Raw genomic sequence first — 14,597 nt, forward strand, 5'->3', positions numbered from 1 at the left:
AACGACGTCGCGAAGTACTTCGCGATCATCCCGGCGATGTTCGCGGCGGTCTACCCGGGCCTGGACAAGCTCAACATCATGCACCTGCACAGCCCACAGTCCGCGATCACCTCGGCCATCGTCTTCAACGCCCTGGTCATCATCGGCCTCATCCCGCTCGCCCTGCGCGGCGTCAAGTACCGACCGTCCGACGCTAGTTCACTGCTGCGCCGCAACCTCGGACTGTACGGGTTCGGCGGTCTGGTGGTGCCGTTCATCGGGATCAAGGCGATCGACCTGGTCGTCCAGTTCATCCCCGGCCTGAGCTGACCCACGGAAAGGAGGGAACGCATCATGTCCAAGCCCCTGCCCACCACTGTGCGCACGCACTTCACCGCGCTGCGGATGCTGCTGGTGATGACGGTGATCCTCGGGATCGCCTACCCGCTGCTGGTCACCGGCATCTCCCAGGCGGTCTTCAGCGACCAGGCCAACGGCTCGATCGTGAAGACCGCCGACGGCAAGGAGATCGGCTCCAGCCTGCTGGGCCAGAACTACAACCTGCCCAAGCAGAACCCGGAGGACGAGAACGAGCAGCCCCGGCCGGACCCGAAGTGGTTCCAGCCCCGACCCTCGGCCAACAAGTACGACGGCAAGGTCTCCGGCGCCTCCAACCTGGGCCCCAACAGCGAGGACCTGGCCAAGACGATCGACGAGCGCCGGCAGGCGGTCGCCGCCTTCGACGGCGTCGACCCGGCGGGCGTCCCGGTGGACGCGGTCACCGCCTCCGGCTCGTCGCTGGACCCGCACATCTCCGTCGCCTACGCCAAGGAGCAGGTCGACCGGGTCGCCAAGGAGCGCAAGCTCCCGGTCGACGCCGTGAACAAGCTGGTCGAGAAGTACACCGAGGGCCGACCGCTCGGCTTCCTCGGCCAGGAAGGCGTCAACGTCGTCCTGCTCAACAAGGCGCTGAGCGAGCAGAAGTGACCTCGCGCCGGACAACCGAGTAACCGGACCGACCCGGGCGCGGGAGACCACCTCCTGTGCCTGGGTCGGTCGCCCATTTCCGTTCCACCTCCGGTCGGCCCCTCAGACGAAAGAGCAGCGCCCATGGCCCGCGACCTCACCCCCGGCACCACGCACCGTCGTGGCCGGCTGAGGGTGTACCTCGGCTCCGCCCCCGGTGTCGGCAAGACCTACCGGATGCTGGACGAGGCCCAGCGCAGACAGGCCCGTGGTGCGGACGTCGTGGTCGGCTACATCGAGTGCCACGGACGGAGGTTCACCGAGGGACTCGTGGACGGGCTGGAGGTGCTGCCGAGAGCCAGGCGGACCTACCGCGACGCCGAGTTCGACGAGATGGACCTCGACGCAGTGTTGGAGCGGCGCCCGGCTGTGGTGCTGGTGGACGAGCTCGCCCACACCAACATCCCCGGCGGCCGTCACGCCAAGCGCTGGCAGGACGTCGAGGAGCTGCTGGCCGCCGGGATCGACGTCATCACCACCGTCAACGTCCAGCACCTGGAATCGCTGAACGACGTCGTCGAGAAGATCACCGGCATCCCCCAGCGCGAGACCGTCCCGGACGAGGTGGTCCGCCGGGCCGACCAGATCGAACTCGTCGACATGGCCCCCCAGGCGCTGCGCCGCCGGATGGCCCACGGCAACATCTACCGGGCGGAGAAGGTGGACGCCGCGCTCTCCAACTACTTCCGGGTCGGCAACCTGACGGCCCTGCGCGAGCTCGCCCTGCTCTGGGTGGCCGGGCGGGTCGACGAGGGGCTGCGCGACTACCGGGCCAGCCACAACATCGACCGCGTCTGGGAGACCAGGGAGCGCGTCGTGGTCGCCCTCACCGGCGGCCCCGAGGGCGAGACGCTGATCCGGCGCGCCGCCCGGATCGCCGACCGGACCGCCGGCGGCGACCTGCTCGCCGTCCACGTCACCCGCAGCGACGGCCTGGCCGGCGCGTCCTCCGGCGCACTCGCCCAGCAGCGGCAGCTGGTGGAGACCCTCGGCGGCAGCTACCACGTGGTGGTCGGCGACGACATCCCCACCGCGCTGCTCGCCTTCGCCCGCGCCCACGACGCCACCCAGCTGGTGCTCGGCACCAGCCGCCGCGGCCGGCTCAACCGCTTCCTCACCGGCCCGGGCAACGGCCAGACCACCGTCGACGCCTCCGAGGACATCGACGTCCACATGGTCACCCACGAGTTCGGCGGTCGCGGCCGGCTGCCCTCGCTGGGCCGCCGCCACTCCAGGCGCCGCACCGTCGCCGGGTTCGCCTCCGGCCTGATCGTGCCCCTGCTGCTGACCGCGGTGCTCTCGCCGTTCCGTGCCGGGCTCAACCTGACCACCGACGCGCTGATCTTCCAACTCGGTGTCGTGGCCGTGGCGTTGCTGGGCGGTGCGGTCTCCGCACTGGTCGCTTCTGTCATCGCCTCGGCGCTGCTCAACTACTTCTTCATTCCGCCCCTCCACACGTTCACCATCGGCGAGACCAACAACCTGGTCGCCCTGATCGTCTTCGCCACAGTTGCGCTGGCCGTCTCCACCGTGGTCGACCACGCGGGCCGGCTCACCACCCGGGCCGCCCGGGCCACCGCCGAGGCCGAGACCCTCTCCACCCTCGCCGGCAGCGTGCTACGCGGCGCCGACGCGCTGCCCGCCCTGCTGGAGAAGTGCCGCACCGCCTTCGGGATGGACTCCGTCGTCCTGCTGGACAGCGCCACGGCAGAGACGATCGCCCGCAGCGACGCCGAGACAGGCGGAGATGCCGAGGGCAGTGAGCGGGAGGCGACCGAGGTCCCGGTCGGCGAACGGGCCGTGCTGGTGCTCACCGGTCGCCGGCTGCCCGCCGCCGACCAGCGCGTGCTGACCGCCTTCGCCGCCCACGTCGCCGCCGCGCTGGAACGTGACCGGCTCGCCGTGGTCGCCGCCGAGGTCGAGCCGATCAAGGCCGCCGACCGGATGCGCACCGCCCTGCTCGCCGCCGTCAGCCACGACCTGCGCACCCCGCTCGCCGCCGCCCTCGCCTCGGTCGGCTCGCTGCGCAGCCCCGACGTCGAGTTCTCGCCCGAGGACCAGGCGGAGCTGTTGGCGATGGCGGACGAGTCGCTGGTCAAACTCACCCGGCTGGTGGACAACCTGCTCGACATGAGCCGCCTCCAGGCCGGCGCGCTCACCCTGCACCTCGCCGAGACCCACCTCGACGAGATCCTGCCCCGGGCGATGGATTCCCTTCCCGACCCCTACGCGCCCGTCCAGCCGCTCGACCTGGACACCGTGCCCGCCGTGCTGGTCGACCCGCCGCTGCTGGAGCGCGTCCTGGCCAACGTCATCACCAACGCGCTGCGCCACAACGCGCCCGGCGCACCCGTCCTGGTCACCGCCAGCCACCACGCCGAACGGGTCGAGATCCGCGTCGTCGACCGCGGCCCCGGCATCGCCCCCGAGGACCGCGACCGCGTCTTCCTCCCCTTCCAACGCCTCGGCGACACCGACAACACCACCGGCGTCGGCCTCGGCCTTGCTCTCTCCCGCGGCCTCGCCGAGGCCATGGGCGGCAGTCTGGAGGTCGAGGACACGCCCGGCGGCGGCACCACGATGCTGCTCACCCTGCCCGCCGCGCCGGACCACGACAACGCCGAGGCCGGCCTCGACGTGGCGGAGAGGAGCATCGAGCGATGAGTCACATCCTGGTGGTCGACGACGAGCCTGCGCTCCTGCGCACGCTGCGGATCAACCTGCAGGCCCGGCACTACTCCGTGCTCACGGCGGCCACCGGCCAGGAGGCACTGGACTCGGTGGCCCAGGCCCTGCCAGACGCCGTCGTGCTGGACCTGGGTCTGCCGGACCTGGACGGGGTGGACGTCATCCAGGGCGTGCGCTCCACACTGGAGGTGCCCATCATCGTGCTGACCGGGCGGGCCGACATCGAGGACAAGCTCCGGGCGTTCGACGCGGGGGCGGACGACTATGTCACCAAGCCCTTCATCATGGACGAACTCCTCGCCCGCTTGCGGGCCGTCCTGCGCAGGCCGGTCACCCTCACACCCGCACCGCCGACGCGGACCGGCCGGCACGAGATCGACCTCACCGCCGCTACCGTCACCGGCCCGGACGGACCGGTGAGGCTCACCCCCACCGAGTGGAAGATCCTCGCCCTGCTGGTCACCAATCCGGGGAAGCTGGTGCCCGGGCGGCAGATTCTGGCCGAGGTCTGGGGCCCGGACGCCCAGGGTCACAGCAACTACCTGCGGGTCTATCTGGCCGCCATGCGCCGCAAGCTCGAATCCGACCCGGCGCGCCCGCGCCATCTGATCACGGAGCCCGGCATCGGCTATCGCTTCCAGCCATGACCCCGGCGCCAACGATCCGTCAAGATCGAGGCCTGGCGCGTCAAGGCGGCGTCAGTGCCAACCGGACAGGCTGGTTTCGGCCATAGCGTGATCAGCGAAGAAACGGTTCGCCACCAGTTCAACGGCTGGACGCGGGCCACGCCGAATCCCAGCCCCGGCCGGTTACGCCGGGGCAAGTTCGGCGGCCAGTGAAGGAAACAGGGGAGGGGGCGCGCGGCGATGCCAACGGGTTCGTCGAGCGGAACGATCGTCGTGGGGACGGGCTCGCCGGGGATGGCGAGCGCTGAGACAGCCGATCCACGACCCGTGCCGCGTGTCCCCCGTCACTGGACCTCCCCGGGCTGGCGCAGCCGCGCCTGGTGGAACACCCCGCGCCTGGTCCGCGCCCTGACCGGCCTCTGCCTGGCAACTGTGCTCACCACCGGGGCCGTGACCGCCACTGTTCTGGGCGGCGCCCGGGACGGGACGGACGTCATCGGCCACCAGGCCGCCCCGCAGGTGGTGCGCTCGGCCGACCTCTACTTCGCGCTCAACGACATGGACGCCCAGGCCGCCAACCTGCTGCTGTTCGGCGCCGATCCGGACTACGCGAAGCTCCGCCAGGAGACCCTGGAGAAGACCTACGAGCAGCGCCGGACCCAGGCCGACAACGACCTGCAGCGGGTCGCCGAAGCCGCCGCGGGCGATCCGGCCGGGCAGCGGGCCGTGCAGACCGTGATCGGCGAACTCGGCCGCTACGAGGCCCTGGTGGCCCGGGCACAGCTGCTGGAGGACCAGTCCCACGCCCCGGCGGGCAAGCCGTCGGCGGAGGCCCTGGCTGCCTACCGGCAGGCCACCGACCTGCTGAGGCAGCGGCTGCTGCCGGCCGTGGACGAGGTGACGGCCGCCAACTCGGCCACCGTCCAGCACATCTACGACACGCAGCGCGGCGACCTGGCGGGTGGCTGGTGGTGGATCCTGGTCACGGGTCTGCTCGCGCTCGCCACGCTCGGTGTGCTGCAGCGGTTGCTGGCGGTGCGCTTCCACCGGCTGGTCAACGTGCCGCTCGCCGTTACCACGTTGCTCGCCCTCGTCGGGCTGCTCACTGCGCTGACGCTGGCCTCCCGGGCCGACCACCAGCTGGTGGTGGCGAAGAGCAACTCCTTCGACTCGGTGATTGCACTCAGTCGGGCCCGCGCCGTGGCCTACGACCTGAACGCGGACGAGAGCCGCTACCTCACCGACCCGGCCCGCGAGGCCGCCTACGAGCAGAGCTTCCTGGACAAGACCCAGGCCTTCGCCCGCGTCGACGGCGCCACCCTGGGCACCTACAACGCCAAGCTAGCCGCCTTTGCCGACCGGCACCGGTCCGACCACGCCGCCGTCGGCTTCGGCGGCTACCTCGGCGACGAACTGCGCAACATCACCTTCTCCGGCGAGCAGGACGCGGCCGAGCGGGTGCTCACCGCCTTCCAGCAGTACCAGCAGGACGACCGGAAGATCCGCGAGCTCAACGCCCAGGGCCGACTCAAGGAGGCGGTCACCTTCAACACCGGCACCCAGGCCGGCCAGTCCAACGCCGACTTCGGCGTGCTCAGCGCCGCCATCGACGACACCCGGGCGATCAACCAGCACGCCTTCGAGAACGCGGTCGCCGCCACCGACGACGACCTCGACGCCACCACCGCCGCCCTCGGTGGGGCCGCCCTCGCCGCGGCGCTCGCCCTGCCCCTGCTGGGAGTCCGGCCGCGGCTGCGCGAGTTCGGCTGAGAGGCGCTTGGCGCCTGGCGGGTCGTGCTCGTCCGCCTGGAGAACGCTCGGAAGGACGGCCCGCAGAAGGACACGGCCGCCGTGGCAGGGAAGTGATCAATCATGAACCTCGGAAAGACGGCCCAACTGCTGGACGGGAGCCCGCGGATCGAGCGGGCCGTGAACCTGTTCTCCTTCGGTGAGCCCGAGATGCGCTGGCTCTGCTGGCTCTACGGATACCGCCTGGAGCACTTCAAGCAGTACTCGGACCGCTTCAGCAGCGCCGCGGTTCGGGCCGTGCTCGACTCCGACCCGCGCGCGCGGATCCGCGGGGACTGGATGCGCGCCCCCGAGCTGCGGCCGGGCGTACCCGCGCCGGTCCCGTGGACCTGGACGCCGCCCGGACAGGGCACCCACGTCTGGACTCCACCGGGCTGGCCGCCCGGCACCGGTCCCGTCCGGCCGGCGCCCGACCGGATGCCGATGCCGAGCGAGGCGGAGATCCTCGCGACCCACAACCCCCGCGCGCTGCTCCGCCTGGGGGCCGCGTGCGGCGTGGTTGCGCTTGCCCTGGCCTGGTCGGTCCCGGTCGCCGGCGCCCTGTTCGGCGTACTGGCGGCGGCCTGTCTGCTCGGTGTGCGCCCCTTCACCCGCTATCGGGACGGCCTGCTCGCCAGGGCAGCCGAACACCGGCCGATGTATCCGGGGTATCCGGCCGTCGAACCACGGCCTGGTCTTCCGCCTGGCCCGCCCGAGGCAGGGCACACCGATCGGGACGCGGGGCGCCGAGCGACACCGTAGGGACACCTGATCGCCGAACCGGCCGTGCCGGACCTTCCGCGGGCCGTCGGTCGTATCGACCGACGGCCCGCTTGTCGACCCTGTGCAGTGGTGGGGAGACGGGGCGGAGGTCACCCGGGAGCGGCGGGGTGACGGAGTACATCACGGTGAACGCCTCGGCCGTCCTGGTCAGGGCGTGGACGGTGAGTTCGTGCTGCCCGTCGAGGATGCGGATCCGCCGGCCTCCGCCGCTGCCCGTGTGGTCGGTCATCGTGTCGTCTCCCGGGTCGGTCAGGCGCTGCCGGGCGTCGGGACCTGGCAGGTGATGTGGCAGTCGGCAGCGGTCTTACAGGTGTGCAGGCCTGGCGCTCTGTGCTTCAGTCCAGGCCGGGGACGAACTGGATCAGCAGGTCGGTGGCCTTGATGCCGAGGAACGGCAGGATCAGCCCGCCGAGGCCGTAGACGCGCAGGTTGCGGCGGAGCAGGTCGGTGGCGTTGGCGGGCTGGTAGCGGACGCCGCGCAGGGCGAGCGGGATCAGTGCGACGATGATCAGGGCGTTGAAGATGATCGCGGAGGCGATGGCCGAGGTCGGGCTGTGCAGTTCCATGATGTTGAGGTGCCGCAGGCCGGGGTATGCGTTCGCGAACATCGCGGGGATGATCGCGAAGAACTTGGCCACGTCGTTGGTGATCGAGAAGGTGGTCAATGCTCCCCGGGTGATGAGGAGTTGCTTGCCGACCCGGATGATCTCGATCAGCTTGGTGGGGTTGGAGTCGAGGTCGACCATGTTGCCGGCCTCCTTGGCGGCCGGGGTGCCGGTGTTCATCGCGACGCCGACGTCGGCCTGGGCGAGGGCGGGGGCGTCGTTGGTGCCGTCGCCGGTCATCGCGACCATGTTGCCGGCCGCCTGCTCCTTCCTCAGGTAGGCGAGCTTGTCCTCGGGAGTGGCCTCGGCAAGGACGTCGTCGACGCCGGCCTCGGCGGCGATCGCGCGGGCGGTGAGCGGGTTGTCGCCGGTGACCATGACGGTGCGGATGCCCATCCGGCGCAGCTCGGCGAAGCGCTCCGCGATGCCCTCCTTGACGACGTCCTTGAGCTCGACCACGCCGAGCGCCCGGGCGCCGTGCCGGTCGTGGACGGCGACCAGCAGCGGGGTGCCGCCGGCGGCGGAGATCCGGTCGACGATGCCCTTGGCCTCCATCGGCAGCCGTCCGCCGGAGCGCACCACCCAGTGGGCGACCGCGCTTGCCGCGCCCTTGCGGATCAGGCAGGTGGTGCCGTCGGGCCAGTGCAGGTCGACGCCGCTCATCCGGCTTTGCGCGGTGAAGGGGACGGGCGCCTGCTCGCCGAGTTCGCCGGGCGCGCGCGGCGGCACCCAGTACTGGCGGTCGGTGAGCTCGGTGATGGACCGCCCTTCCGGCGTTTCGTCGGCAGCGGAGGCCAACTGGGCGGCCTCGGCGAGCTGTTCGACGGTGGCGCCGGGCAGCGGGTGCAGGGCGGTGGCGCGGCGGTTGCCGTGGGTGATGGTGCCGGTCTTGTCGAGGAGCAGCACGTCGACGTCGCCGGCCGCTTCGACGGCACGGCCGGAGAGGGCGACGACGTTGCGCTGGACGAGGCGGTCCATGCCGGCGATGCCGATCGCGGAGAGCAGCGCGCCGATGGTGGTCGGGATGAGGGCGACCATCAGCGCCACCAGGACGATGGTGGTCTGCGGGGAGTGGGCGTAGATCGCCATCGGCTGGAGGGAGACCACCGAGAGGACGAACACGATGGTGAGCGAGGCGAGCAGGATGTTGAGGGCGATCTCGTTCGGCGTCTTCTGCCGGTTCGCCCCCTCGACCAGGGCGATCATCCGGTCGATGAAGCTCTGCCCGGGCCGGGAGGTGATCCGGACCACGAGGTGGTCGGAGAGCACCCTGGTGCCGCCGGTGACGCCGGTGCGGTCACCGCCGGACTCGCGGATCACCGGTGCGGACTCCCCGGTGATCGCCGACTCGTCGACACTCGCCACCCCCTCGACCACCTCGCCGTCGCCGGGGATCACCTCGCCCGCCGGCACCAGCACGATGTCGTGCAGCAGCAACTGCTCGGCGGGGATGGTCTCGTGGCGGTGGTCGCGGGTGCCGACCCGCCAGTGCAGCAGGCGGCGGGCGGTGGTGCCGGCCTGGGCCTGGCGCAGCGAGTCGGCCTGGGCCTTGCCGCGGCTCTCCGCGACCGCCTCGGCGAGGTTGGCGAACAGCACGGTCAGCCAGAGCCAGAAGCTGATCACCCAGGCGAAGACGCTGGGGTGGAGGACCGCGCTCAGCGTGGTGGCCGCCGAGCCGGTCTCGACCACCAGCATCACCGGGTTCTTGGCCATGGTGCGCGGGTGCAGCTTGCGCAGCGCTTCCGGCAGCGCCTCGACCAACTGCTCGGTGTCGATCAGCCGGCGCCGGTCGCCCCTCGGTGCGTCGGGGCGGTGGCTCGGATGCTGTGGTTGCTGCGTGCGGTCGAGGTCGCGGAACCTGTTCTGGGTGTCGGTGGTGTCCGGTGGAGTGAGGGCCGAACGGCGCATCGGTTGTGAGACCTTCCGAGCCGCCCGGGTGAGGGGGCGGCAGGATCGGGTGTGAGCGGGACGCCGCACAGCGAAGCACCGGATCTCCTCACTTCTCGTGCATCTTGACGGGAGCTTGGCGCGACGCCGCCCATCCTTGACAGCTCTCTGACGTACCGACGGACCGCTCCTTGACGCGGCGAGGCCGCTCCGGCGGGGGTGACCGGCTGTGTCATGGGGCACGTCTCAGTTGCCCGTCGTGGCCGGCCGCGGCTGGGCGCGTGGGCGCCTGGGTGAGTAGGCGGGTGGGGGATGTCGGCCCGGCCGCCTTTCCCACCCGCGCCTCCATGACGTTCGGTCAGAGCTTCGCGGCCACGAACGGGCCGGCTCCTGCGAAGAGGGCGGCGACCAGCACGATGGCGAGGCGGAAGTTCGCGTCCTCTTTCTCCGGGAGCCAGGCGACGCAGGCCACGACGGCAAGCAGGTACCCGGTGCCCAGCGGGATGGTGAGAGCACCGCCGACGTGGGCGTCGGCGAGGACGAAGGCCAGCAGCCAGAGTGCGGACAGGACGCCGAGGACGGCGGCGAGGCGGAGCGGCCCTCGCTGCCGGACGCGCCGGCGGGCGGTGCGGGAGCGCTCGTGGAACCGAACCCGCGCCCGCCCCGGCGGGCGGGCCGTGAGACCCGCATACAGGATGGCGAGCACGGTGGCTGCGGCCCCGGTGACTCCCCACGCGACGTCGCTGCCGATGTCGATCTCCTCGGGCAGCTGGGGCCTCGCCCGGCCGCGCGGGTCCATTCGGACGGTCACCTCCTCACCGATCCGGAACCTCTCACCGTGCGCGGTGAGCTGCCCGCCGGGCACGAGGGAGCCATCGCGGGTCTTCAGCGTGTGCCGGAACTGGTAGCCACGGTCGGCGGGAATCCGTTCCTTCTCCACCACACGAGCCGTCACCGTGGTGCCGGAGAAGGTCAGCAGCAGGTCGTCACGGACGACGGTCACCATTCCGGCGGTGAAGACCACGGTTGCCAGGACGAGGACCACCGCCCAGCATCCACGCTCGGTGCTGCTGGCCACCTTGCCAGTGCCGACGGTCAGCGCCACCACGGCCAGCAGCCCGATCCCCAGCGTGGCCGGCCAGCCCCAGTAGGTGTACGCGAGGCCGAGCCCGAGTGCCGCGCAGGGCGCGCCGAGCGTGAGGGCGACCATCAACGGGATGGACCCACGGCCGCCGCCGGTTCCGGTCACCCGACTGCCTTTCGGATGTTGTCCCACTGCTCGGGCGGGAGGGTGAGCCAGAGCGAGGGGGCGGGCGTGGCGGTGGTCAATTCCGGACCGCCCATCCGCGCATGCCGAAGACGCTGCCGACGGCGGTGACGGTACCGGCGACGCCCGCTTTGCCGCCGCCCATGCCGGCACCGCCGATGACGGTGTTGTTCCAGTTCGTCGCCGCAGCCCCCTCGCGGTGCCGGGAGCTCGGCGAGGAACTCGATGTCGACCGTGAAGTCGGCCAGCAGTTGCCCCCCGTGTGCCGTTGTCGAGCCCGTTCGGGGTCGAGGTTACGGGGGAGGCGGTTCATGGGCGGTGGTTTTGACGGAGCCCGTGTGTGGCGCATGCGGGCTCCGTACGCGAGCCCGGCAGAGAGGAACGCCGGAAGATCGCGGCGGTCGGCCGGGTGTTCGGGCCGGGAACCGACGATGGCACCCTGGCGCAAGCGGTTGTTCGTCGCCACCTCCTACATCACGGCCGACGCCGCCGAGTACTTCGGCCTCCCCCGCGACCGCACGATCATCATGGGCTCCCACATCGAGGTGTAGGCATCGGGGCCAGGGCAGGCTTGCTCCGCTTACCCCCGGTCTGGGGTGAGGGACGACCCGGCGGATTCCTCATGGAGGGCGTCCGGCCGGCGGGGCGCCTCATCGGGGACGCGATGACTCTGAAAGGTCACGTCGCGGCGGCTGCCGGACAGGGCTGACCGCCAGGGCTCCGTCAAGACGGCCCTCGAACGCGTCAAGGACTCGTCAAGGTGGGCGGATGGGCGCTCGGCCGCACCTAGCGTGACCTGCGAGGCAACGGTTCGCCGCTCGGGCGTGGGGCCTGGCGGCGAACCGTTGCCGAACCCCGGCCCCGGCGGGTTCCTCCGGGGATGGTTCGGCGGCCGGTGAAAGCCGGGCGAGGGGGTGCAGCGACGCCGACGGGTACGTCAGCCGTCGTTCGCGGGCGGCCGGCGGCGGTGAAGGAGGTGGCCATGGGCGGCTTCGGAGTGGGTGACGACGTAGACGTCGATGTCGTCGCCGGAGCCTTCGATGATGGTCTCCCCGGTGCCGCGGCCGAACAGGCCCTTGAGGCGGCTGCGACGGGTGGCGCCGATGACGATCTGGGTGGCGTTGACCTGCCGGGCGAACGCCAGGACCGCCTGCGCCGGGTCGCCTCCGGCGACCGCGTGCCAGCTCCCGCCGAGGCTCTCCACCAGGGCGCGCTGGTGGGCCAGTAGCCGCGGGGAGGGACCGGTCAGCCCGTCGTCGCGGGAGACGTGGACGGCCAGGAACTCGCTGCCGGCGCCGCGCGACGCGGTGCGCTTGGCGCGCCGGATCAGGGTGTCGCCCTCGGCGCCGCCGGACAGCGCGACCAGGACGCGCTCCCGGGTGCTCCACGGCTGCTGGATGCCGTGGTCCGCGCGGTAGCGCAGCAGGGCCTCCTCGACCCGGTCGGCGGCCCAGAGCAGGGCGATCTCCCGCAGCGCGGTGAGGTTGCCGGCACGGAAGAAGTTCGCGAGCGCCGCCTCGATCCTCTCGGGCGGGTAGATGTTGCCGTGCGCCATCCGCCGCCGCAGGGCCTCGGCGGACATGTCGACCACCTCGATCTGGTCGGCACCGCGCACCACGTCGTCCGGGACGGTCTCCTGTTGCCGGATGCCGGTGATCTGCTCCACCACGTCGTTCAGCGACTCCAGGTGCTGGATGTTGACCGTGGTGATGACGTCGGTCCCGGCCTCCAGCAGTTCCTCGACGTCCTGCCAGCGCTTCTCGTGCCGGCAGCCGGGGACGTTGGTGTGTGCCAGCTCGTCGACCAGGGCGACCTGCGGGCGGCGCGCCAGCACCGCGTCGAGGTCCATCTCGGTGAAGGCGCAGTTCCGGTACGACATTGCGCGGCGGGGTACGGCTTCCAGGCCCTCGGCCATCGCGCGGGTGAGCGGCCGGCCGTAGTCCTCGACGTAGGCGATCACGACGTCGGTGCCGCGCGAGGCGCGGCGTTGCCCTTCGGCGAGCATGTCGTACGTCTTGCCGACCCCGGGAGCGGCCCCGAGGTAGACCCGCAACCGGCCGCGAGACACCACCGCCGTCCCTTCCGGCTGCCAGGCAGGGCCGCAGGTGCGGCCCGACCGCCTCCTGCCGGGCCGCGCCCGGGGGCAGACCACGTGTCCCTTCCATCGTCGCCCCCGCATGCGGCTGGGGCGGTCACGGGCTGCTCGTGTCGGCTGCTCTCCCGGTGATGCGCGAATATGCCCTGCCGTTCTTCGCTAATGCCCCGATAAGATGGCCACAGGTGTGCCGGGAAGCCTGGTCGGCGCGGGGGACGACTGCAGCGATCGGCCGCGGTGACCCCGTTCGTCGTGATGGGGTCAATTCCACCGATGCGCGTTGTGGGGATCGTTCTCGTCCTGGTGGTTCTGGCCACGACCGTGGCCACCTTCGCCCGGCGCCTGCGCATGCCGGCGCCCTCGCTGCTGGTCCTGGCGGGTGTCGGAGTGGCGCTGATACCCGGTGTCCCCGCGCTGCACGTCCCGCCGGAGACGATCGCCATGGTCGTCCTGCCGCCCCTGCTGTACACCTCCGCCGAGGAGCTGTCCCTGCGGGACCTGCGCACGGTGTGGCGCCCGGTCACGATCCTCTCCTTCGGGTTGGTCTTCGCCTCCGCGGCCGCCGTCGGCTTCGCGGCCGTCGCCATCGCGGGTCTGTCGCCCGCGATGGCCTTCGTGCTGGGGGCGGTGCTGTCCAGCACCGATCCGGTGGCCGTCACCGCGCTCGGGCGCCGGCTGGCGCTGCCAGGGCGGGTCCAGGTCCTCGTGCAGGCGGAGAGTCTGTTCAACGACGCCACCTCGCTCGTGCTGTTCAAGGTGGCCATCGGCATCGCCGTGGCCGTCGGCGCCGCCGTGAGCCTGCCGGCGGCGGGCGGGGAGTTCCTGCTGCTCGGTGGCGGCGGGAGCCTGGCCGGCGCCGTGGTTGCCGGGCTGGTGTGGCTGGTCCGCCGCCGGACCACCGACCCCGTGCTGGAGACGGTGATCGCGCTGGTCACCCCGTACGCGGCGTACGTGCTGGCCGAGTCCGTGCACACCTCCGGCGTGACCTCGGTGGTGGTCGCGGGTGTGCTGCTCGGCCGTTCCGGCCACCGGCTCACCGACGCGCACATCCGGCTGCAGCTGTACGCCGTCTACGCGGTGGTGGTGTTCCTGCTGGAGAGCGTCGTCTTCAGCATCGTCGGTCTGGAGTTGCCGACGCTGGTGCGGGACCTGCCGGCCGGCACCGGCTGGTGGCCGCTGCAGGCACTGGTCCTGGCGGCCGTGCTGATCGCGGTGCGGGTGCTGTCGACGCTCCCGCTGACCCGCGCGGTCAAGCCGACCAGCGGCCGGTTGTCCTGGCGCGTCGCCGGGGTGGTCACCTGGGCCGGAACCCGGGGTGTCATGCCGCTGGCCGCCGCGCTGTCCATCCCGTTGGTCACCGACGACGGCTCGCCGCTCGCCGGGCGGCCGCTGGTGCTGGTGCTGACGACCGCCGTGGTGGTGTTCACCCTGGTCGTCCAGGGCCTCACGCTGGCCGCCGTGGTCAACCGTTCCGGACTCGCCCTGGAACCCGAGCACACCGCCCGCGAGGAGGACGACGCCCGTGACGCCCTCAACCACGCCGCCCTCGACCACGTCGAGCACCTAGCCACCCTGGAGGCGGTGCCCGACACCGCTGTCGACCGCGTCCGCCGCGGCCTCACCGCCCGCCTCGACCGCACCCCCGAGGCGCCCGACGGCACCACGGCCGACTCCGCCTACCGCCAGCTGAGGCACGAGGTCATCGCCGTCCAGAGCATGGAACTGCACCGCCTCTACGAGGAGCACCGCATCAGCGACACCACCCGCCGCCGCCTGCAGCAGGACCTCGACCGGGAGGAGGCCGCCCTCGGCACCTCCTGACCGCCGGCCGCCGCTCTGACGTCGTACAGGTC

The 14,597-nt window shown here is 71.8% G+C and carries 9 protein-coding genes and 1 pseudogene; 7 read left to right on the top strand and 3 right to left on the bottom strand.

What is annotated here, in order from left to right:
- The 6 genes and pseudogenes from ACIPSC_RS36430 to ACIPSC_RS36455 all read left to right on the top strand — a co-directional run.
- Nucleotides 1-309 (top strand): annotated as a pseudogene (locus tag ACIPSC_RS36430) (potassium-transporting ATPase subunit B); the annotation flags it as partial.
- A 24-nt stretch (nt 310-333) separates the two neighbouring features.
- Complete coding sequence (gene kdpC, locus ACIPSC_RS36435) at nt 334-966, top strand: potassium-transporting ATPase subunit KdpC (RefSeq protein WP_400833785.1); 633 nt, start codon at nt 334-336, stop codon at nt 964-966.
- Nucleotides 967-1,089: 123 nt separating this feature from the next.
- Nucleotides 1,090-3,669 carry an ATP-binding protein gene (locus ACIPSC_RS36440; RefSeq protein WP_400833789.1) on the top strand — a complete coding sequence of 860 codons (2,580 nt, stop codon included), beginning with the start codon at nt 1,090-1,092 and terminating at the stop codon, nt 3,667-3,669.
- Entirely contained in the window at nt 3,666-4,340 is a 675-nt protein-coding gene (locus tag ACIPSC_RS36445) for a response regulator (RefSeq protein WP_400833794.1), read from the top strand. The genes ACIPSC_RS36440 and ACIPSC_RS36445 overlap by 4 nt, the downstream gene beginning before the upstream one ends.
- Nucleotides 4,341-4,646: 306 nt before the next feature.
- Nucleotides 4,647-6,089, top strand: a complete 1,443-nt coding sequence (locus ACIPSC_RS36450) for a hypothetical protein (RefSeq protein ID WP_400833797.1) — start codon at nt 4,647-4,649, stop codon at nt 6,087-6,089.
- A 102-nt stretch (nt 6,090-6,191) separates the two neighbouring features.
- A complete protein-coding gene (locus tag ACIPSC_RS36455; protein WP_400833802.1) occupies nt 6,192-6,869 on the top strand; it encodes an NfeD family protein in 678 nt (225 codons plus the stop codon).
- A 356-nt stretch (nt 6,870-7,225) separates the two neighbouring features.
- On the opposite strand, the gene kdpB is transcribed toward ACIPSC_RS36455, so the two are convergent.
- From kdpB to ACIPSC_RS36470, 3 genes are all read right to left on the bottom strand, one after another.
- The gene (gene kdpB / locus ACIPSC_RS36460) at nt 7,226-9,403 is read right to left on the bottom strand and encodes a potassium-transporting ATPase subunit KdpB (protein WP_400833805.1); all 2,178 of its coding nucleotides are present in this window, start codon (nt 9,401-9,403) and stop codon (nt 7,226-7,228) included.
- Between the two features lie 337 nt (nt 9,404-9,740).
- Entirely contained in the window at nt 9,741-10,592 is an 852-nt protein-coding gene (locus ACIPSC_RS36465) for a hypothetical protein (RefSeq protein ID WP_400833808.1), read from the bottom strand.
- A gap of 994 nt (nt 10,593-11,586) precedes the next feature.
- A complete protein-coding gene (locus ACIPSC_RS36470; RefSeq protein ID WP_400833811.1) occupies nt 11,587-12,720 on the bottom strand; it encodes a universal stress protein in 1,134 nt (377 codons plus the stop codon).
- Nucleotides 12,721-13,017: 297 nt separating this feature from the next.
- Here ACIPSC_RS36470 and ACIPSC_RS36475 point away from each other — a divergent pair, with 297 nt between their 5' ends.
- Nucleotides 13,018-14,565, top strand: coding sequence for a Na+/H+ antiporter (locus ACIPSC_RS36475; protein WP_400833814.1), 1,548 nt, complete (start codon nt 13,018-13,020; stop codon nt 14,563-14,565).
- The last annotated feature ends 32 nt before the right edge of the window (nt 14,566-14,597 follow it).

This window comes from Kitasatospora sp. NPDC090091, from assembly GCF_044747365.1.
Lineage (GTDB): Bacteria > Actinomycetota > Actinomycetes > Streptomycetales > Streptomycetaceae > Kitasatospora.

Bases quoted from the DNA above. Each gene is read 5' to 3' on its own strand.
- kdpB (WP_400833805.1), bottom strand. From the start codon at position 9,403: ATGCGCCGTTCGGCCCTCACTCCACCGGACACCACCGACACCCAGAAC.
- ACIPSC_RS36475 (WP_400833814.1), top strand. From the start codon at position 13,018: ATGCGCGTTGTGGGGATCGTTCTCGTCCTGGTGGTTCTGGCCACGACC.
- ACIPSC_RS36455 (WP_400833802.1), top strand. From the start codon at position 6,192: ATGAACCTCGGAAAGACGGCCCAACTGCTGGACGGGAGCCCGCGGATC.
- ACIPSC_RS36445 (WP_400833794.1), top strand. From the start codon at position 3,666: ATGAGTCACATCCTGGTGGTCGACGACGAGCCTGCGCTCCTGCGCACG.
- kdpC (WP_400833785.1), top strand. From the start codon at position 334: ATGTCCAAGCCCCTGCCCACCACTGTGCGCACGCACTTCACCGCGCTG.
- ACIPSC_RS36440 (WP_400833789.1), top strand. From the start codon at position 1,090: ATGGCCCGCGACCTCACCCCCGGCACCACGCACCGTCGTGGCCGGCTG.
- ACIPSC_RS36465 (WP_400833808.1), bottom strand. From the start codon at position 10,592: ATGGTCGCCCTCACGCTCGGCGCGCCCTGCGCGGCACTCGGGCTCGGC.